Annotated in this window: 17 protein-coding genes; 7 read left to right on the forward strand and 10 right to left on the reverse strand. The window is 75.4% G+C overall.

Features of this window, described 5'->3' with window-relative positions; all coding sequences use genetic code 11:
* The first annotated feature begins 2 nt into the window (after positions 1–2).
* The 3 genes from D5H75_RS19485 to D5H75_RS19495 are packed head-to-tail and all read left to right on the forward strand — an operon-like array spanning position 3 to position 4,602.
* Positions 3–971, forward strand: coding sequence for an AAA family ATPase (locus D5H75_RS19485; RefSeq protein WP_119928143.1), 969 nt, complete (start codon positions 3–5; stop codon positions 969–971).
* On the forward strand, positions 968–2,266 hold the full coding sequence (locus D5H75_RS19490) for a DUF58 domain-containing protein (protein WP_119927931.1): 1,299 nt from the start codon (positions 968–970) through the stop codon (positions 2,264–2,266). The genes D5H75_RS19485 and D5H75_RS19490 overlap by 4 nt, the downstream gene beginning before the upstream one ends.
* Positions 2,263–4,602, forward strand: a complete 2,340-nt coding sequence (locus D5H75_RS19495) for a transglutaminase TgpA family protein (RefSeq protein ID WP_119927932.1) — start codon at positions 2,263–2,265, stop codon at positions 4,600–4,602. The genes D5H75_RS19490 and D5H75_RS19495 overlap by 4 nt, the downstream gene beginning before the upstream one ends.
* A gap of 382 nt (positions 4,603–4,984) precedes the next feature.
* Here D5H75_RS19495 and D5H75_RS19500 read toward each other — a convergent pair whose 3' ends face one another.
* The 9 genes from D5H75_RS19500 to D5H75_RS19540 form a co-directional block, all read right to left on the reverse strand.
* Complete coding sequence (locus tag D5H75_RS19500; protein ID WP_119927933.1) at positions 4,985–5,374, reverse strand: DUF3040 domain-containing protein; 390 nt, start codon at positions 5,372–5,374, stop codon at positions 4,985–4,987.
* Between the two features lie 162 nt (positions 5,375–5,536).
* Positions 5,537–6,793, reverse strand: coding sequence for a DNA polymerase IV (locus D5H75_RS19505; RefSeq protein WP_119927934.1), 1,257 nt, complete (start codon positions 6,791–6,793; stop codon positions 5,537–5,539).
* A gap of 29 nt (positions 6,794–6,822) precedes the next feature.
* Complete coding sequence (locus D5H75_RS19510) at positions 6,823–9,153, reverse strand: WD40 repeat domain-containing serine/threonine protein kinase (RefSeq protein ID WP_147425220.1); 2,331 nt, start codon at positions 9,151–9,153, stop codon at positions 6,823–6,825.
* Positions 9,154–9,340: 187 nt separating this feature from the next.
* Entirely contained in the window at positions 9,341–10,081 is a 741-nt protein-coding gene (locus D5H75_RS19515; protein ID WP_202638317.1) for a class I SAM-dependent methyltransferase, read from the reverse strand.
* 327 nt (positions 10,082–10,408) lie between these two features.
* Entirely contained in the window at positions 10,409–10,819 is a 411-nt protein-coding gene (gene nusB / locus D5H75_RS19520) for a transcription antitermination factor NusB (protein ID WP_119927937.1), read from the reverse strand.
* A 1-nt stretch (position 10,820) separates the two neighbouring features.
* Positions 10,821–11,381 carry an elongation factor P gene (gene efp, locus D5H75_RS19525; protein ID WP_119927938.1) on the reverse strand — a complete coding sequence of 187 codons (561 nt, stop codon included), beginning with the start codon at positions 11,379–11,381 and terminating at the stop codon, positions 10,821–10,823.
* Positions 11,382–11,408: 27 nt separating this feature from the next.
* The gene (locus D5H75_RS19530; protein WP_119928144.1) at positions 11,409–12,503 is read right to left on the reverse strand and encodes a M24 family metallopeptidase; all 1,095 of its coding nucleotides are present in this window, start codon (positions 12,501–12,503) and stop codon (positions 11,409–11,411) included.
* Positions 12,504–12,874: 371 nt separating this feature from the next.
* Positions 12,875–14,056, reverse strand: a complete 1,182-nt coding sequence (locus D5H75_RS19535; protein WP_119927939.1) for a sensor histidine kinase — start codon at positions 14,054–14,056, stop codon at positions 12,875–12,877.
* Positions 14,053–14,709 (reverse strand): response regulator transcription factor, encoded by a 657-nt coding sequence (locus D5H75_RS19540; RefSeq protein WP_119927940.1) that lies wholly within the window; start codon positions 14,707–14,709, stop codon positions 14,053–14,055. The genes D5H75_RS19535 and D5H75_RS19540 overlap by 4 nt, the downstream gene beginning before the upstream one ends.
* A gap of 315 nt (positions 14,710–15,024) precedes the next feature.
* Between D5H75_RS19540 and D5H75_RS19545 the strand changes: the two genes are divergently transcribed.
* The 4 genes from D5H75_RS19545 to D5H75_RS19560 are packed head-to-tail and all read left to right on the forward strand — an operon-like array spanning position 15,025 to position 18,627.
* On the forward strand, positions 15,025–15,564 hold the full coding sequence (locus D5H75_RS19545; protein WP_119928145.1) for a hypothetical protein: 540 nt from the start codon (positions 15,025–15,027) through the stop codon (positions 15,562–15,564).
* A complete protein-coding gene (locus tag D5H75_RS19550) occupies positions 15,564–16,697 on the forward strand; it encodes an efflux RND transporter periplasmic adaptor subunit (RefSeq protein WP_119927941.1) in 1,134 nt (377 codons plus the stop codon). The genes D5H75_RS19545 and D5H75_RS19550 overlap by 1 nt, the downstream gene beginning before the upstream one ends.
* Positions 16,694–17,386 (forward strand): ABC transporter ATP-binding protein, encoded by a 693-nt coding sequence (locus D5H75_RS19555; protein ID WP_119927942.1) that lies wholly within the window; start codon positions 16,694–16,696, stop codon positions 17,384–17,386. The genes D5H75_RS19550 and D5H75_RS19555 overlap by 4 nt, the downstream gene beginning before the upstream one ends.
* Positions 17,386–18,627 carry an ABC transporter permease gene (locus D5H75_RS19560; RefSeq protein WP_119928146.1) on the forward strand — a complete coding sequence of 414 codons (1,242 nt, stop codon included), beginning with the start codon at positions 17,386–17,388 and terminating at the stop codon, positions 18,625–18,627. Before D5H75_RS19555 ends, D5H75_RS19560 begins: the two co-directional genes overlap by 1 nt.
* A 93-nt stretch (positions 18,628–18,720) precedes the next feature.
* Here the strand turns inward: D5H75_RS19560 and D5H75_RS19565 are convergent, their stop codons facing one another.
* Positions 18,721–18,993 carry a hypothetical protein gene (locus D5H75_RS19565; RefSeq protein WP_119927943.1) on the reverse strand — a complete coding sequence of 91 codons (273 nt, stop codon included), beginning with the start codon at positions 18,991–18,993 and terminating at the stop codon, positions 18,721–18,723.
* Positions 18,994–18,998 lie beyond the last annotated feature (5 nt).

Below are 18,998 nucleotides of genomic sequence, written 5' to 3' on the forward strand. Positions count from 1 at the left end.
CCATAAGCGCGCCGGGCCTGGGCGGCCCGCTGGACGAGCTCGCGGACACGGCACGGCGCATCCACGACGCGATCGAGTCGGTGATCGAGGGCAAGAGCGCGGCCGTACGGCTCACGCTGACGGTGCTGCTGGCCGAGGGGCACCTGTTGATCGAGGACGTGCCCGGGGTCGGCAAGACGATGCTGGCCAAGGCGCTGGCACGTGCCATCGACTGCCCCGTGCGGCGCATCCAGTTCACGCCCGACCTGCTGCCCAGCGACATCACCGGAGTGAGCGCCTACAACCAGCAGCTCCGGGAGTTCGAGTTCAAGCCCGGCCCGGTGTTCGCGAACATCGTGGTGGGCGACGAGATCAACCGGGCCTCCCCCAAGACCCAGTCGGCGCTGCTGGAGTGCATGGAAGAGCACCAGGTCACCGTGGACGGCGTGACCTACGAGCTGGAAGCCCCCTTCATGGTCATCGCGACCCAGAACCCCATCGAGATGGAGGGGACGTACCCGCTGCCGGAGGCGCAGCGGGACCGCTTCACCGCCCGCATCGCGATGGGGTACCCCGAGCCGGCCGCCGAGCTGGAGATGCTCGACGTCCACGGCTCCTCCTCCCCCCTGGACAAGCTCCAGCCGGTCGCCACCTCCGCCGAGGTCTACCGGCTGATCGAGGCCGTGCGCGGGGTGTACGTCGCGCCGGGCATCCGCCGGTACGCCATCGACCTGGTCACCGCGACGCGGCAGACGCCCGAGCTGCGGCTGGGCGCCTCCCCGCGAGCCACGCTGCACCTCGTGCGCGCCGCGCGGGCGCACGCGGCGCTGTCCGGGCGCGACTACGTCATCCCCGACGACCTCCAGGACCTCGCGGTGCCCGTGCTGGCCCACCGCCTGCTGCCCAGCTCCGAGGCGCAGGCCGGGCGGCGGCACCCCGAGCAGGTCGTCGTCGACCTGGTGCGCCGCGTCCCGGTGCCCGAGCGGTCATGAAGGCCGGGCTCGGCGCCCTGACCGTCCGGGGCCGCTCGTTCCTGGCGGCCGGCGTCGCCGCCCTGGCCTCCGCGTTCATCCTGGGCGAGCAGGACCTGCTGCGCATCGCCGTGCTCATCGTCGCCCTCCCGCTGCTCGCGGCCCTGACCGTGGTGCGCACGCGCTACCGGCTGGGCTGCGGGCGGCGGCTGGAGCCCGCGCGCACCCCGGTCGGCACGGAGACGACGGTGACGCTGCGGCTGGACAACGTGACGCGGCTGCCCACCGGCCTGCTGCTCATCGAGGACCAGATCCCGTACGCCCTGGGCGGCCGCCCCCGGTTCGTGCTCGACCGGATCGAGCCGCTGGGCACGCGCGAGATCTCCTACCGGGTCCGGTCGGACGTGCGCGGCCGGTTCCGGATCGGCCCGCTGACCGTGCGCATCGCGGACCCGTTCGGGCTGGTCGAGCTGGTGCGGTCGTTCAGCGTGACCGACGACCTGATCGTCACGCCGGAGGTCGTCCCGCTGCCGCACGTACGGCTCAGCGGGGAGTGGACCGGCGGCGGCGAGAGCCGTACCCGCAGCGTGGCCGCGGCCGGGGATGACGACGTGGCGCCCCGGGAGTACCGGCAGGGCGACGACCTGCGGCGGGTGCACTGGCGGTCCACGGCGCGGCACGGCGAGCTGATGGTGCGCCGCGAGGAGCAGCAGTGGCAGAGCCGGGGCGCGCTGCTGCTGGACACGCGCCGGCACGCGCACCGGGGCGAGGGCCCGGGCTCGTCGTTCGAGGTGGCCGTCTCGGCGGCGGCCTCGATCGGGGTCCACCTGTCGCGGGAGAGCATGGGCATGCGGTTCGTCACCGACGCCGGGGGGGTGCACCTGCCGGACACCCAGCCGGGCGGGGCGCTGCTGGACACGCTCGCCGTGGCGCGGGCCTCCGGCAACCGGGACCTGTCGGCCGGGATCGCCGCGCTGCGGCAGGGCGGCGGCGACGGGCTGATCGTGGCGGTGCTCGGGCAGCTCGGCGCCGAGGAGGCGCGGGCGCTGGCCCGGGTCCGGCACGGGACGATCACCGGCGTCGCGGTGCTGCTGGACGTGCTCACCTGGTCCGACCGCGCCGGGCAGCACGGGTCGCACGAGATCGCGGCGACCGTGCTGCGGGACGCCGGGTGGCGCGTGGTGGAACTGTCCGCCGGCGTGCCGCTGGCGTCGGTGTGGGCCGCGGCGGGCGGTGACGGGCGCGTCTCCTCCGCCCCGTCCGGGTCCCCGCTGGCGGGCGGCTCGCCGTACACCGATCTGGGGAGCGCGCGATGAGGTTGCCGATCACGGCCGGGGTGGCGACGGCGGCGGTCGCGCTCTCGTTGTATCCCCTGTTCGACGGGTGGAACTGGCTGTGGTCCGCGCTCGGCGCGATCGTCGCGGTGATCGCGGCCGCCACGCTGACCGCCCGCGCGCCCGTGGCCGCGCCGTTCGCGCCGATCGCCGGGGTCGCGGGGCTGCTCCTCTACCTGACCGCCTCGTTCACGGCCAAGCACGCCTTCCTGGTGTTCGTGCCCACGCCGTCGTCGCTGCGCGCGCTCGCCCGCATAGCGGCGGCCGGGTTCCAGGACATCCAGCGGTTCGCCGCGCCGGTGCCGGAGAAGACCGGCGTGGTGCTGATCGCCGCGGCGGGCGTGGGCCTGATCGCGCTGCTCGTGGACATGTGCGCCGTACGGCTGCGCCGGGCCGCGCTGGCCGGGCTGCCGCTGCTGGCGCTGTTCACCGTGCCGGCGGCGGTCCTGCCGGACGCGGTGCCGTGGCCGGTGTTCGTGTTCGGCGCGGCGGGGTTCATCGCCCTGCTGATCGCCGACGGGCGCGAACGCCTGGGGCAGTGGGGCCGGCCGGTGCTGCTGCACCGGACCCACCGCGCCGAGCGGGCCGACTCCACGCCGCTCGGGGTCGCGGGCAAGCGCATCGGGTTCGCCGCCGTCGGCCTGTCGCTGGCGGTGCCGTTCCTCACGCCCGCGCTGGAGCCGAGCCCGCTGTTCGGCTTCGGCGTCGGCGGCTCCGGGCCCGGCGGGAACACGATCACTATCCCCAACCCGATCGTGGGGCTGCGCGGCACGCTCACGCTCCCGGCGAGCGCCACGGTCCTGACGTACAAGTCCAGCGACAACAAGCCCCGCTACCTGCGCATGCACTCCCTCGACAAGTTCGACGGGGTGAACTGGACGATGACGCCCGCCGACGGCCGCGCCGAGCACCGGGTCGCCGACTCCGACGTGCCGGAGCCCGAGGGCCTGAGCACGCAGGTCCCGGTCACCCCCGTGACCACCGAGGTGAAGGTCGCGGACCAGGTGCCCGAGCTGCGGTTCCTGCCCCTGCCGTACCCTCCGCGCCGGGTGCGCGCGGACGGGGACTGGCGCGCCGACCCCCGGACGCTGGTGGTGTGGTCCTCGCGCGCGGAGGCCGGCGGGATGACGTACCAGGTGGAGAGCCTGGACGTGAAGCCGACCGCCGAGCAGCTCCGCGCCGTCGGGCGGCCCCCGCGCGACGTGCAGCGCAGGTACTCCTTCACCCCGGAGGTGTCGGAGGAGTTCCGCGCGCTCACCAGGAGGGTGGTCGCCGACGCGGAGACGCCGTACGAGCAGGCGATGGCGCTCCAGCGGTTCTTCACGGGCTCCGGCGGCTTCACCTACAGCCTCCAGGTGCCGGAGGGGCACAACGCCTCGGCGCTGGAGGAGTTCGTGATGCGCAGCCGCACGGGGTACTGCGAGCAGTTCGCATCGGCGTTCGCGCTGATGGCGCGGCTGCTGCACATCCCCAGCCGGGTGGCGGTGGGCTACACCGGCGGCTCGCTCGCCGGGGGCGTGTTCGAGGTGCGGACGCACGACGCGCACGCGTGGCCGGAGCTGTACTTCGACGGCATCGGCTGGCTGCGTTTCGAGCCGACCCCGAGCGGCGCCACCGGCCAGGGCACGGCGAGCCCGCCGGACCACTCCCTGCCGGTCACGCCGACCGGCGACGCGACCTCCTCCCCCACCACGCCGGAGGACACGGCGAGCGCCGCCCCCGCGACGCCCGGCGTCCCCCGGGGCGACAACGACCCGGACGCGCGCCGGGGCCGCGACGACCGCGGCGACGGCCTGCTCGGCCAGGACGCCCTCCAGGAGGAGGGGCTGCCGGTCGCGGCCCAGGTCGGCCTCGGCCTGCTCGCGGTGCTGCTGGTCGCGGCCCTGCCCATCCCGTTCCGGCTGGCCGTACGGCAGCGCCGCAGGCTCGCCGGGACGGTGCACGCGGCCTGGGACGAGCTGCGGGACACGCTGGAGGACCTGGGGATCGCGCGGGAGCCCAACGAGAGCCCGCGCGCCCTGGCCCGCCGGCTGACGGAGGCCCTGGGCCTGGACTCGGACGCGGCGGACGCCCTGCGCCGCCTCGCCGAGGCGGAGGAGCGCCTGCGCTACGCCCGCGCGGGGATCCCGCAGCGCGTGGCCCCGGGCGACCTCCCGCTGGTCCGCGCCGCGCTTCTCGCGGCGGCGACCCGCTGGCGCCGGGCGCGGGCGTTCGCCGCCCCCGCCTCGACCCTGCGCCGTCTCCGGGGCCTGGGCACCTATCTCCTGGACGCCTTCGACCGCCTCGACAACATCCGCATCCGTCCCCGCCGCACCTGACCCCTCTTCGCGGTGATCATGCGGTTTCGAGCACATCATGTGCGCGAAACCGCAGGGTCACGGCGAGGGGGGCTGGCGCGTCCGCCGTCTCGCCGCCGCCAGGTGGGACCGATGGCCGCCGTACGGCCGAAGGCCCCCGCCTTCTCTCTTTGTGAGAGGGCGGGGGCCTTCGGGGTGGTTCGCGGGCCGGGGATCGTTCCGGGACCCCGGCGGGTGACGACGCTCGCGCCCGCCGTACGGGAGGGAGGCCCGGGGGCCGCCGCGCGGGGGGCGCGCTCGGTTTGGGGGGATATGGGAGAGTGGCCGCGGGGTTAGGCGCGGAAGAGCGCGGTCCGGCGGAGATCGTCTCCGGGGAGACGGTCCGCCGGATCACAGATGGCGGTCAGCGCTCCTCGTGGCGGCGCCGCCAGCGCTCCTCCATGCGTTCCATGAAGCCTGGGCGCTGGGCGCGCTGGCGACCGCCGGGCTGGCGCGGCTGGTCCGCCGCGTCGGCCCCGAGGCCGTTCATGCGCTTCCAGCTGGACAGGCCCCACAGACAGCACACCAGCATGACCACGAAGCCGCCGACGCCGAGCGGGATGTTCTGCACGACGACGCCCACCATAAGAATCACAACGCCCAGCACGAAGCCGATCGACGCCTTCACGAGCCGGCGCTTGTAGTGGTGGTGCGGGTCGGTCACCCGAACCGCGTTGGCGAACTTCGGGTCCTCGGCATAGAGGGCCTGCTCGATCTGTTCGAGCAGACGCTGCTCGTGCTCAGACAGCGGCACGGCGCCTCCCAAGGACGGCCCCTGGACGGGGAACACGGTGACGGACAGGGTGCGTCCGAACCTCGCGGTCGGTTAATCCCCAGAATACGGGCCCGTAGACACCCGCGAAAGAAAACCTCTGACAACCGGCCGACACCGGTCCAAGCCCCCGCAACCTAGAAGTCATCCCCGCCCCAGCCGTGGTTCGTCGTCACCCTCGCGACGGACGAGCGCCGCCGGCCGTACGATGCCCGCGCCGAAGCGGCGGACGGCCTGGTCGACGGCGAGTTCGGCCTCGCGCCAGCCGGCCTCCCGCTCGCCCAGCGCGAGCTGGCGGGCGGAGTGCTCGGCGGGGACGAGGTTCTCCACGCGGACGCCGACGAGGCGCAGGCGCACGCGCTCGAGACCGGCGGCTTCGTACAGGGCGCAGGCGGCAGAGTAGATCTCCTTGGCGATGTCTGTCGGTTCCCGAAGCGTACGCGATCGATTGATGGTGGAGAAATCGGATCGTCGCAACTTCACACTTACGGTCCGGCCGACATGGCCCGCGGCGCGCATGCGGGCGGCCACGCGCTCGGAAAGCCGCAGCAGCTCGCGGCGGATCGCCTCGGGGTCGTCCACGTCGTAGGAGAACGTCTCCTCGGCCCCGATGCTCTTGTCCGGCTGGTGCGGCGTGACGGGCCGCTCGTCCCTCCCCCAGGCGAGCGCGGCCAGGTGGCTGCCCACGGCGACGCCCAGCTCGCGCTGGAGCGTGGTGGGCGGGATGCGGGCCAGGTCGCCCACGGTCTTGATGCCGAGGCGGCGCAGGGCCTCCTCGGTGCGCTCTCCCACGCCCCACAGCGCCGCGACGGGCAGCGGGTGGAGGAAGTCCACGACGCCGTCCGCGGGGACCACGAGCATGCCGTCGGGCTTGGCCTGCCCCGAGGCCAGCTTGGCGACGAACTTGCTGCTCGCCACCCCCACCGAGCACGTGATGCCGAACCTCTCTGCCACCTGCGCCCGGATGAGCGCCCCGATCCGGGCCGGGGAGCCCAGCCGCCGCCGCGCGCCCCCCACGTCGAGGAACGCCTCGTCGGTGGAGAGCGGCTCCACCTCCGGCGTGATGGACCGGAAAATCTCCATCACGCCTTTGGAGATCTCTCCGTATTTGCCATGACTCGGGGGAATTATCACCGCATGAGGGCACATCCGACGCGCCCTGGTCATCGGCATCGCCGAGTGCACGCCGTAGGCCCGGGCCTCGTAGGTCGCGCTCAGCACCACCCCGCGCACGCCCGGGGACCCGATGATCACGGGCCGCCCCTTCAGCTCGGGGCGCTCCAGCAGCTCCACGCTCGCGAAGAACGCGTCCATGTCGACGTGCAGGATGTGGCACCCGGTGTCGTCGGCCGGCCGCCCCCCGGCGGGGCCGAGCCGTGGCACCTGCTGCTTCCGCGACATGCCCCCAGTCTAGAACACGCGTTCGATGCTCAGGAGATGGTCCACTCCCGGACCTTCCCGTCCGCGCCGCCCGCGATCAGGGTACGGCCGAGCTGCCCGAACGCCAGGGACGTGACCGGCGACGGGTTCGTGACCGGGGCGTAGGCGGCCCCCTGGGAGTCCGTGCCCCGGAACCGGACGACCTTCTCCCCCTCCGCGGCGGCGGCCAGGCCGTTGCCCCACGCCAGGGCCCGCACGGGCCGGCCGTGCTCCCTGCCCTCGCTGACCGGCGCGCCGTTCCGGTCCCACACCCGCACCGACCCGTCCGCCCATCCGGCGGCCACGTGATCCTCCGACACCGCCAGCGCCAGGGCCGCCCCGCCGCCCCCGGTCAGGGTGCGGTGACTGCTCCGGCGGGCGAGGTCCGGGCGCCGCTCGAAGCCCTCGCGGGTGTCCTCCACGTTCCAGAACCGCACGGTCCCGTCGTCGCTCGCGGCCACGAGCACGGAGGAGGACCGGTCGAACGCCACCGCGCGGACCGCGCCCCGGTGTCCCCGGAGGTCGGCGATCCGCTCGTGGGTCCGCACGTCCCACAGGCTCACGGTCCCGTCCTCGCGGCCCGCGGCCACGACGCCGCCGTAGGCGTTCACGGCCACCGCGCGCACGCGCGCGCCCTGGACGACCCCGAGGGAGCGCCCCGCCGGGGTCTCCCACAGGCGGATGTCGCCCCGGCTGTCGGCCGAGGCCAGGATCTTGCCGCCCCCGCCGAACGCCACGGCGACGACGGCTCCGGAGTGCCCGGGGAGGACGGCCACGGGCGGGCTCCCGTCCCTCACCCCGTCCCACAGCCGAACCGTGCGATCGTCGCCGCCGGTCGCGACCGTGGAGCCGTCCGCCGCGACCGCCAGCGCCCGCACCTGCCCGTCGTGGGCGTCGGCCGTACCCGTGAGCGTCCAGGTCCGGGGCCGGGGCGAGGAGGACCGGCCCGGCGACGGCGAGGCCGCGCTCCCGCCGCCTCCGCCGGGCTCGCGGCGCAGGAAGATCCCCACCGGGACCCCCACCGCCGCCAGCGCCGCCAGTCCCCCGGCGATCAGCACCCCGCGTCGGGACCGCCGCTCCTCCTCTTCCGGGAGGGCCTTGGTGACGTGCGCCGTCGGCTCGGCGACGACCGTGGGCGCGGGGCCCGGCCGCCCGCCGGAACCGCCGGCGGGCGCGCCGGCTGAGGGCGCGCCGGGGGGCGCCGGCCCGGGAGCGCCGCCGGACCGGCCGCCCTCGACGTCCCTGGACCCGGCAGGGCCTCCGCCCGCACGCGGTACGGCCGGAGCGGCGTCCGCCTCGCCCCCGGCGGATTCCGCGGGGACGGCGGGTCCGGCGGACGCCGTGGGCGTGGCGTCCGGGGCGGTGGGCGTGGTCGCGGCGGGCGCGCCGGGGACGGAGGCGTCCGGAGCGGGGCGGGCGGCGATCGGGGCGGCGCGGGTGACGGGCGCGGTGGGGGCCGGGGCGGGCCGGGTGGAGGGCATGGGGGCGGTCCCGGCGGGGGCGGTCCCCTCGGCGGCGTCCGGCCGGGGCGGGGTGATCGCGGGAAGGGCGGCGAGGGCCTGGCGGGCCGTGAGGCGTTCTCCGGGGTCCTTGCGGAGGAGGCCCCGGAGGAGCGGGGCCAGGGGGCCGGCGTGGACCGGCGGGTCGGGCTCGCGGCCCATCAGGGCGGCGATGGCGGCGATCGGGTTGGCCGCGTCGTACGGCGGGCGGCCCTCGACCGCGGCGTACAGGGTGGCGCCCAGCGACCACAGGTCGGCGGGCGGGCCGACGTCACGCTCGCGCACCTGTTCGGGGGCCATGAACGCCGGGGTGCCCATGAGCGCGCCCGAGAGGGTCAGGGTGGTGTCGTCGGTGAAGCCGGCGATCCCGAAGTCGGTGATCACGGCGCGCCCGTCCACGAGCAGCACGTTGGCGGGCTTGAGGTCGCGGTGCACGATCCCGGCCTCGTGCGCGCGCTCCAGGGCCTCCAGCAGCATCCGGGCGATCGCGGCCACGCGGTCCGGCGGCAGGCGGCCCTCCCGGGCGATGGCCTGGGCCAGGGAGGGCCCGCGCAGGAGTTCCATGACGATGACGGGAGAGGAACCGCGCATGATCACGTCGTGGACGGTGACGATCCCCGGATGGTTGAGCCGGGCCGCCGCGCGGGCCTCGCGGAGGGCCCGCCGGGAATACGCGTCGCGCTCCTCGGCCGTCAGTTCCGGCGGGAAGAGGATCTCCTTGACCGCGACGTCGCGTCGCAGGAGTTCGTCCCGGCCCCGCCAGACGCGCCCCATGCCGCCCTGCCCCAGAACCTCGGCCAGTCGGTAGCGCCCGGCCAGCGGTTCCTCCTCCGCCTCCGTCACGATCACGACGATAACCGGACGACTCCCGCCGAGGCAGGGCGAAACGGAGACTGGTCTCTTCCCGCCTCATCCCCCGCACGGTCACGCGCGCCCCGCGCCCCCGCGGCCCGCACGCCGTACGGCCTGAGCGGGCGGCACGCGAAGACGCCCGCGCGCGGGAGGCCGGGCCGTGCGGCCCGAGGCGGGGTCAGGGGGTGGCGAGGACGTGGAGCTGGGCGGCGATCTGGCGGAGGGCGGGGTGGGTGGCGGCGGACCTCTCCAGGGCCACCAGGGAGTCGGTGGCGCGGGGCTCGCCGTCCACGAGGCCGCTCGGGAGGAGGTCGGCGAAGACGCGGACGCCGTGGACCTCGGCGGGGCGCAGCCCGGCCTCGGTGATGATCGCGAGGAGGGTGTCGGCGGTGAAGCGGCGGGGCAGCGGGTCGCGTTCGCCCCAGCGCCCGGCCGGGTCGGACAGGACGCGCAGGGCCTCGTCGAAGCGGCCGGTCACGGCCCGGTTGATCACGGCGGCGACCTGGTTGGGGACGAGCACGCTCACGGCGGCGCCCTCCCTGAGCAGGCCGCGGACCGCGCCGAGCGCCGCCGCCGGGTCCTCGACGTATTCCAGCACGTTGTGGCAGAGCACCAGGTCCGCGCCCTCGGCGGGGACCAGCTCGGCCAGGTCGCCGGCGTCGCCCTGGATGGCGTGGACGGAGACCCCGGCCTCGGCGGCGCGGCGTTCGAGCGCGGCGAGGGAGTCGGGGCTGGGGTCCACCACGGTCACGGCGTGGCCGAGCCGGGCCAGGGGCACGGCGAAGCCGCCGGTGCCTCCCCCGGCGTCCACGATGTCGAGCCGGTCGCGCCCGGTCTCGCGGGAGCGGCCGTCCAGCACGCCCCGCAACGCCTCCCACACGACCGCGTCGCGTACCGCCCGCTGTCCGACCTGAGCCACTGCCTCTCCTCGCCCCGTCCTCAACCGCGGCCCGGCGGCCACGGCAGCGCCCAGCTTAGGGGCGCGGGGCGCCCTCCGGCCACGCGCCCGTCCGGCCTGGCCCCCCGCCGTACGGCGCGAACGCGGCGGAACCCGGGCGGAAACGCGGCGCGACCCCCGGCGGAGTCCCGCTGGCAGCCCCGGCGCGACCCCGCTGGCAGCCCCGGCCCGACCCCGCTGGCAGCCCCGGCCCGACCTCGGTGGAAACGCCGCGCGCCGGCCACGCGCTCTCCGCCCCCGGCGGTGGGGGCGGGGCCGCGTGGACGGCGCGGGAGGAGGAACCCCGGGTCAGAGGGTGAGCTGGGGCTTGAGCTGCTTGAAGCGGCCGAGGAGGCCGTTGACGAACGTGGCGGACTCGTCGGTGGACAGCTCCCCGGCCAGGGCGACGGCCTCGCTGATGGCCACGCCCTCGGGGACCTCGCCCCAGAACAGCTCGTAGGCGCCGACGCGCAGGATGTTGCGGTCGACCACGGGCATGCGGTCGAGGGTCCAGCCCTCGGCGTACGTCGAGATCAGGTCGTCGATGCGGGCGCGGTGCGCCTGCACGCCGTCGACCAGGGCCCGGATGTAGGGGTTGAGCGGGGGCCCCTCGGTGCGCCGGACCCGCGCGGCGAGGATGTCGGAGGGGTCCTCGCCGCGGACCTCGGCCTCGTAGAGGACCTCGACCGCGCGTTTGCGCGCCTTGGAGCGGGCCGACACCTCAGGCCCGGCCGAGGTAATCGCCGGTGCGCGTGTCGACCTTGACCCGCTCGCCGGTGGTGATGAACAGCGGCACCTTGATCTCGGCGCCGGTCTCCAGCGTGGCGGGCTTGGTGCCGCCGGTGGAGCGGTCGCCCTGCAGGCCCGGCTCGGTCTCGGCGATCACGAGCTCGACGGCCGCGGGCAGGTCGACGTAGAGCGGGTTGCCCTCGTTGAACGCGACCGTGGCGGTGCCGTTCTCCAGGAGGTAGTTGGCGGCGTCGCCGACGGTCTTGCTGGAGACGTTGACCATGTCGTAGGTCTCGGTGTCCATGAAGACGAAGTCGTCGCCGTCGCGGTAGCTGTAGGTCATCTCACGCTTGTCGACGTTGGCCACGTCGACCTTGACGCCGGCGTTGAAGGTCTTGTCGACGACCTTGCCCGACAGGACGTGCTTGAGCTTGGTGCGGACGAACGCGCCGCCCTTGCCGGGCTTGACGTGCTGGAACTCCACGACGGACCAGAGTTCGCCGCCGTCGAGCTTCAGCACCATGCCGTTCTTGAGGTCGTTCGTCGTCGCCACGTGGGTCTCCCGCGTACGGCCGCTCGGCTAGAGAACGAGCAGCTCCTTGGTCGTCTTTGTGAGGAGCTCCGGCCCGTCGGGGCGCACCACCACCGTGTCCTCGATGCGGACCCCGCCCTTGCCGGGGAGATAGACCCCGGGCTCGATGGTGATCGGAACTCGGTCTTCGAGTGTACCGGCCTTGTGGGGGCCCAGGAACGGAGCCTCGTGGATCTCCAGGCCCACGCCGTGCCCCAGGCCGTGCTCGAAGTGGTCGCCGTAGCCCGCGTCGGCGATCACCGAGCGCGCGGCCGCGTCCACGTCGTGCGCGGACGCGGCCGGGTGCGCGGCGCGCCGGCCGGTGGACTGCGCCTGCCGTACCAGCTCGTAGATCTCCCGCTGCCAGGCGGCGGGCTCCCCGAGCGCGACGGTCCGCGTCATGTCGGCGTGGTAACCGCGGTAGACCGCGCCGAAGTCCATGGTGATCAGGTCGCCGCGCCGCACGGGCCGGTCGGACGGCGAGTGGTGCGGGATGGCGCCGTTGGGGCCGGAGGCGACGATGGTGTCGAACGCGGTCCGCTCCGCGCCCAGCTCCATCATGCGGAACTCCAGCAGCCGCGCGATCTCCCGCTCGGTCACCCCGGGCGCGATCCGGGCGACGGTGTCCTCCAGCGCCCGGTCGCTGATCTCGCAGGCGGCGCGCAGCAGCTCGATCTCGGCGTCGTCCTTGACGGCGCGCAGCCCCTCGACCGTGCGCACCTGCGGGATGAGCTGGAGCGGGCCGGCCTGCCTGGTCATCTCGCCGTGCAGTTCCACGGTCACCGCGTGCGCCTCGAACGCCAGGCCGCCCGCGCCGCCCTTGCGCGCCCGCTCGATCAGCGTCGCGGCCACCGCGCGGTCCTCGACGAGCGGGAGGTCGGCCGCGACCTGCCGGGCCGTCCCGGCGTACCGCGAGTCCGTGGCGAGCACCGCGCGCCCGTCGTCGTACACCAGTACGCCGGCGTTGCTGCTGGCCAGGCCGGTGAGGTAGCGCACGTTGACCGGGCGCATGACGAGGATCGCGTCCGCTCCGCCCAAGGAGAGCTCGGCCGCCAGACGGGCACGCCGCGCCGCGTAGGGGCTTTCGGCGATGTTCGAGGCCATGTGCATGACTGTACGGCCATCGCCCCCATTTGACCGAACCGAACAACCGCGAACATTGGATCTTGCCCGGTCCTGACCAGCTTTCATACCTTTCCGCCACATTTGCGGCACCCTTCCCTTCCGTACGGCTCGCGCGCCGGATCACCCCCGCGGCGTACGGCTTGCGCCGCGACCCGGCCGGCGGAGACACGTCTTCCGCCGTCCCCCGCCCCGCACCGTACTTCTTCCACCCGCCGGTCCGCCCGCCCCCGCCGGAACATCCACCCGTCCGGAGCCGGTACGGCGTGAGCCCCGCCCCCGCCCCGCCCCCGCCGCGCCGCCCCCGCCGTGCCGCCGCCGGCGGGCTCCGCGGCACCCGGGGCCGCCCGGGGCTAACCGGGGTCGTCCGCGTGCGGGAGGCTCGCGGTGACCACCAGGCCGCCGCCTTCGCGGGGACGGGCGCGCAGGTCGCCGCCGTGGGCGCGGGTGATGGACCGGGCGATGGACAGGCCCAGTCCGGCGCTCGGGGCGGTGACGACGCGGTCGGCGCCGTACCTGCGGAACGGCTCGAACAGGCCCGGCACCTCGTGCCCGGGGACCTCCGGCCCGGTGTTGGACACCTCGACCTCCACCCGGCCGCCGCCCGCCGTACGGCTGCGCACGCGCACCCAGCCCCCGGCGGCGTTGTGCCGCACCCCGTTCTCGACCAGGTTGTGCACCAGCCGCTCCAGCAGCAGCGCGTCCCCCCGCGACGGGGCGGGCCCGGCGTCCTCGTGCACGGCGACCCCCGCCCGCGCGGCCTCGTCCGCCGTCTGCGCGACCACGTGCGCCACCAGGTCCGCCAGGTCCACCGGGGACCGGTCGGCGACCTCGCGCTCGGAGCGGGCCAGGGTCAGCAGGCCCGCGATGACGCGCTCGTGGCGGGCGTTGACCTGCAGGAGGTCCTCGGCCAGCCGCCGCAGGTCCGCGGAGGCGCCCTTCCGGTGCAGGGCCATCTCGATCAGCGCGCGGGTCAGCGTGAGCGGGGTGCGCAGCTCGTGGGAGGCGTTGGCGACGAAGCGGCGCTGCCCGTCGAAGGACCGGTCGAGCCGCGTGACCATGGTGTCGAACGCGTCGGCCAGGTTCTTCACGTCGTCGGGCGGGCCGGGGAGGGCGATGCGCTCGTGCAGGACGCGGTCGGCGTCGGGCGCGGCGGCGATGCGGCGGGCGGTCTCGGTGACGCGGTGCAGCGGCGCGAGCGCGCGCCCCGCGACCAGCCAGCCGGCCCCGGTGGCCAGGCCCGCGACCAGGGCGAGCGCGATCGCGCCCTGGGTGAGCAGGGAGGTCGTCGCCGCGTCGCGCAGCCCGGCCTGCTGCTCCTCCATCCAGCGGATGGCCGCCTTCCCCGTGAGCGTGTCCCCGTCCCGCGTCTTGATCAGCACGTCGCGCCCGGGCCGGGGGGTGCCCCCCGCGAAGAACTGGTCGAGCTGCTGGTGGAACAGCACGTACGTGACGCCGAGCAGGGCCAGGCTCCCGGCGAGGAAGAGCCCGCCGTACACCAGCGTCAGCCGGGCCCGCAGCGTCCGCGCCCTCACGGGATCCGGTACCCCACGCCCGGGGCGGTCTCCACGACCGGCGGGTCGCCCAGCTTGCGGCGCAGCTTGAGCACGGCCAGCCGGACCGCGCCGGTGAACGGGTCGGCGTGCTCGTCCCACGCCTTCTCCAGCAGCGTCTCGGCGGACACGTACGCCCCGTCCGCGCGCATCAGCTCCATCAGGACGGCGAACTCCTTGCGCGACAGCGGGACGTACCTCCCGTCGCGGTACACCTCACGCCGCGCCGGGTCGAGGGTGATCCCCGCCCGCCGCAGCACCGGGGGCATCGCGGGCCTGGCCCGCCTCCCCAGCGCCGTCACCCGCGCGGCCAGCTCGTGGAACGCGAACGGCTTGGTCAGGTAGTCGTCCGCCCCCAGCGTCAGCCCGGTCACGCGGTCCCCGATCCCGGCGGCGGCGGTGAGCATCAGCACCCGGGCGTCCGCCTCCGAGGCCACCAGTTCCCGGCACACGTCGTCGCCGTGCACCCGGGGCAGGTCCCGGTCCAGCACCACCACGTCGTACGCGTGCACGCCGATCCGCTCCAGCGCCGCCGCCCCGTCGTGCGCGACGTCCACCGCGTGCGCGTCCTCACGCAGCCACTCGGCGATGGCCCCCGCCAGCACCGCCTCGTCCTCCACCACCAGCACTCGCATCCCGCGCGAACCTCCACGAACCGCCTCGGTCGGAGCCGATCGTGACGCATGCGCCGTGTGGTCCGCGTAAGGACGCGCGAGCGCGGCGGGACGACCCGGCCCCCGCCGCGCCGCCGTCCCGCCCGGCCCGCCGTACGGCGGGGGCGCGCGGCCTGCCGTACGGCCCGCGGTACGGCACGGGCCGGGCGGCGGGATGGAAACGCCGGGGAAACGCGGGGACCCGTTCCATGACGTTCCGGGCGGTAGGCCACCCGGTGGCCGCCGCACGAGACGACGAGGACGAGACGGGGAGACGGCCCGATGCGGTTGACGACGATGAGAACGACGAGGAAGCGGGCGGGACGGCTCGGCGCGCTGGCGGCGGTCCCGCTGGCGTTCACGCTGGCCCTGGGCGGCTGCGGGGGCGGCGGAGGGGAGGGTGGCGACGTGCCCTCCGCCGGCGGGAGCGGCGGGAAGCCGGCGGCGGCCGCGCCCACGCCGACGCAGGACCAGCACGACCTGGGGCTCAAGTACGCCCAGTGCATGCGGGAGAACGGGGTGGAACTGCCCGACCCCGAGCCGGGCAAGCCGTTCACGATGCGGTTCGACGGGAGCGTCCCCCGGGAGAAGGTCCAGAAGGCGATGGACGCGTGCAAGCGGTTCGCGCCGTTCAAGGAGGGCGCCGCCAAGGACCCGAAGCGGGCGGACGCGATGCGCGCGATGTCGCAGTGCATGCGGGACAACGGGGTGGAGAAGTTCCCGGACCCGACCGACGCGGGCGGCATCCAGATCGGCCCCGAGGTCGGCGACGACCCCGACTTCCAGGAGGCGCAGAAGAAGTGCCAGCGGGACTTCCCCGCCCCGGGGGCGTCCTGATGGGGTCCGCGACGCTGGAGGAACGGCCGGGCGCGGAGGCCTCCCCCGCCCGGCCGCGCCGCCGCCGGGGCCGGGCGCGCAAGGTCGCCGGGGCGCTCGCCGCCGTGGTGGTGACCGGGGCCGCCGCCGCGACGGCGTACGGCCTGGACGGGCTCGGCGGGGGCGCCCCCGGGGCCACCCCGGCGGCCGCCGCGCCGCCCGCGACCGCGAAGATCACCCGCGAGACGCTGCGGGACACGCTGGACGTGGACGGCGAGCTGGGGTTCGGCCCGGACAACACCGTGACCGGCCGGAGGCCGGGCACGATCACCTGGCTGCCGGCCGGCGGGGCGACCGTCAGCCGGGGCAGGTCCCTCTACCGGGCCGACAACGACCCGGTGGTGCTGATGTACGGCACGATGCCCGCCTACCGCGACCTGAAGCCGGGGGCGGAGGGCAAGGACGTGCGGCAACTGGAGGAGAACCTGCGCGCGCTGGGGTACGACGGGTTCACGGTGGACGACGAGTACACCTGGGAGACGGCCGAGGCGGTCGAGGAGTGGCAGGACGACCGGGGGCTCACCGAGACCGGGGTCGTCGAGCTGGGGCGGGTGGTGTTCGCGCCGGGCAAGGTCCGCGTGGACGCCGTGCACGCCGAGGAGGGCCAGCCCACCGGCCCGGGGCAGAAGGTCCTGACGTACACCCGGACGAGCAAGATGGTCACGGTGCGGCTGGACGCGACCGAGCAGCGGCTCGCGAAGACGGGGGCGAAGGTGACGGTCGAACTGCCCGGCGGCACCCGCGTGAACGGCAGGGTGACCGAGGTGGCCACGGTGATCGAGCCCGGCCAGGGCCAGGGCGCCGAGCCCGAGACCAAGATCGAGGCGCTGATCTCGATCGAGCGGCAGAAGGCGGCGGCTGGGCTCGGGGCGGCGGCGGTGGAGGTCACCTTCACCGCCTCCACGCGCGAGGACGTGCTCACGGTGCCGGTCGCGGCGCTGGTCGCGCTCAAGGAGGGCGGCTTCGGCGTCGAGGTGGTCGAGGGCGGGCGGTCCCGGTTCGTCCCGGTGAGGACCGGGCTCTTCTCCGGGGGCCGGGTCGAGGTCGGCGGGGACGGGCTCGCCGAGGGCATGACCGTGGGGATGCCGAAATGATCTCACTGACCGACGTGACCAAGTCGTACGCCGGAGGGGTGACGGCGCTCGACGGGGTGTCGCTGGAGATCGAGCGGGGCGAGCTGGTCGCCATCGTCGGCCCCTCGGGCTCCGGCAAGTCCACGATGCTCAACATCGTCGGCACGCTCGACCTGCCCACCTCGGGCACGGTGCGCATCGACGGGTTCGACGTCTCGGACCTGTCCGACAACCAGCTCTCCGGGCTGCGGGCGGCGACGATCGGCTTCGTGTTCCAGCAGTTCCACCTGGCGGCCGGGGTGTCGGCGGTGGACAACGTGGCCGACGGGCTGCTGTACTCCGGCCCCGCCCTCGGCGAGCGCCGCCGCCTGGCCGCCGCCGCGCTGGAGCGGGTCGGGCTCGGCCACCGCCTCCACCACGAGCCGCACGAGCTGTCCGGCGGCGAGCGCCAGCGCGTGGCGATCGCGCGGGCCGTCGCCGGGGACCCGCCGCTGCTGCTGGCCGACGAGCCCACCGGAGCGCTGGACTCGGTCTCCGGCTCCGGCGTGATGTCGCTGCTGCGCGACCTGAACGCCGCAGGCACCACCGTGGTGATCATCACGCACGACCGGGAGATCGCCGCCGCCCTCCCCCGCCAGGTGCGGATGCGCGACGGCCGCCTGGTCGAGGACTCGGCGGCCCGCCGTACGGCCGGCGCGGGGGTCGGGTGATGGCCGTGAGCACGCGCCCCGCGCCGCGCCCGGAAGCCCGGCGCCCGAAGCCCTCGGCGTCGCGGCTGCGGCCCCGGGACGTGGCGCGGGTCGGCGCGGTGGGGCTGCGGACCCGCCCGCTGCGGGCGTTCCTGTCCGCGCTGGGCATCGCGATCGGCATCTCGGCGATGGTCGCGGTGGTCGGGATCTCGTCCTCGTCCGGGGCCGAGCTGGACCGCACGCTGTCGGCGCTGGGCACGAACCTGCTCACCGTCGGCCCGGGGCAGACCATCCTGGGCGAGGCGGCGAAGCTGCCGACGGACGCCGAGGCGATGATCGAACGGCTCCCGCCGGTCAAGGCGGTCTCGGCGGTGGGCAAGGTGCCCGACGCGAAGGTGTACCGCTCGGAGGAGATCCCGGAGGCGCAGACCGGCGGGATCAGCGTGCTCGCCGCCCGCGAGGACCTGCCGGCCACCGTCGGCGCGACCGTGCGCGGCGGGACCTGGCTCAACGGCCTCACCGCCCGCTACCCCGCCGTCGTGCTGGGGGCGAGCGCCGCCGAGCGGCTGGGCGTGAGCGGGGCGGGCCCGGACGCGCAGGTGGTCGTGGGCGGCCGGAGGTTCACGGTGGTGGGCGTCCTCGCCCCGGTGCCGCTCGCGCCGGAGCTGGACCGCGCGGCCCTGGTCGGCTGGCCCGCCGCCGAGTCCGAGCTGGCCTTCGACGGCCACCCCACCACCATCTACACCCGCTCGGACGAGGCGCGGCTGGAGTCGGTGCGCGCCGTGCTCGGGGCCACGGCCAACCCCGAGGCGCCCAACGAGGTCGAGGTCTCCCGGCCCTCCGACGCGCTCGCCGCCAAGCAGGCCACGAGCCAGGCCTTCAACGGGCTCCTCCTGGGGCTGGGCGCGGTGGCCCTCCTGGTCGGCGGCGTGGGCGTGGCCAACACCATGGTCATCTCCGTGCTGGAGCGCCGTCCCGAGATCGGCCTGCGCCGCGCCCTCGGCGCGACCAGGGCGCAGATCCGCACCCAGTTCCTGGCCGAGTCCCTGCTGCTGTCGGCCCTCGGCGGCGCGGGCGGCCTGGTCCTCGGCATCGGCGTGACGCTGGGCTACGCGGTGTACCGGGGCTGGCCCGCGGTCGTCCCCGCCTGGGCCACGGCGGGCGGGCTCTGCGCCACCCTGGTCATCGGCGCCGCGGCCGGCCTCTACCCGGCCGTCCGCGCCTCCCGGCTCTCCCCCACCGAGGCCCTGGCGTCCCGCTGACCCCCGCCCCGCCGTACGACCCCGCCCGGGCCGTACGGCGGGGCGCCTGGCGTGCGGCGGGGCGCCGTGTCACCGGGTCACCGGGTCACCGGGTCACCGGCGCGGGCGGCGCGGGAGCCGTGCCAGCCGGGCGAAGTTGACCGAGTAGCCGATCCCGAAGGCGTGCGGCTGGATCAGGGGCCCTTCCGGGTTCCACACCGCCCGGCGCAGTCTGGCGGGCGTCGGCGGCCGGAAGTCGTACGGCAGGCCGGCCACCCGCCCGTGCCACTCCCGCTCCCGGGAGGGCTTGCGCAGTTCCCTGACCACGGCCGCGGCCACCAGCCCGGCACCCGCCGCCATCGCGGCACGCCTGAATCGTCCAGCCATGACTC

This window comes from Bailinhaonella thermotolerans (assembly GCF_003594875.1).
GTDB classification, from domain to species: Bacteria; Actinomycetota; Actinomycetes; order Streptosporangiales; family Streptosporangiaceae; genus Bailinhaonella; species Bailinhaonella thermotolerans.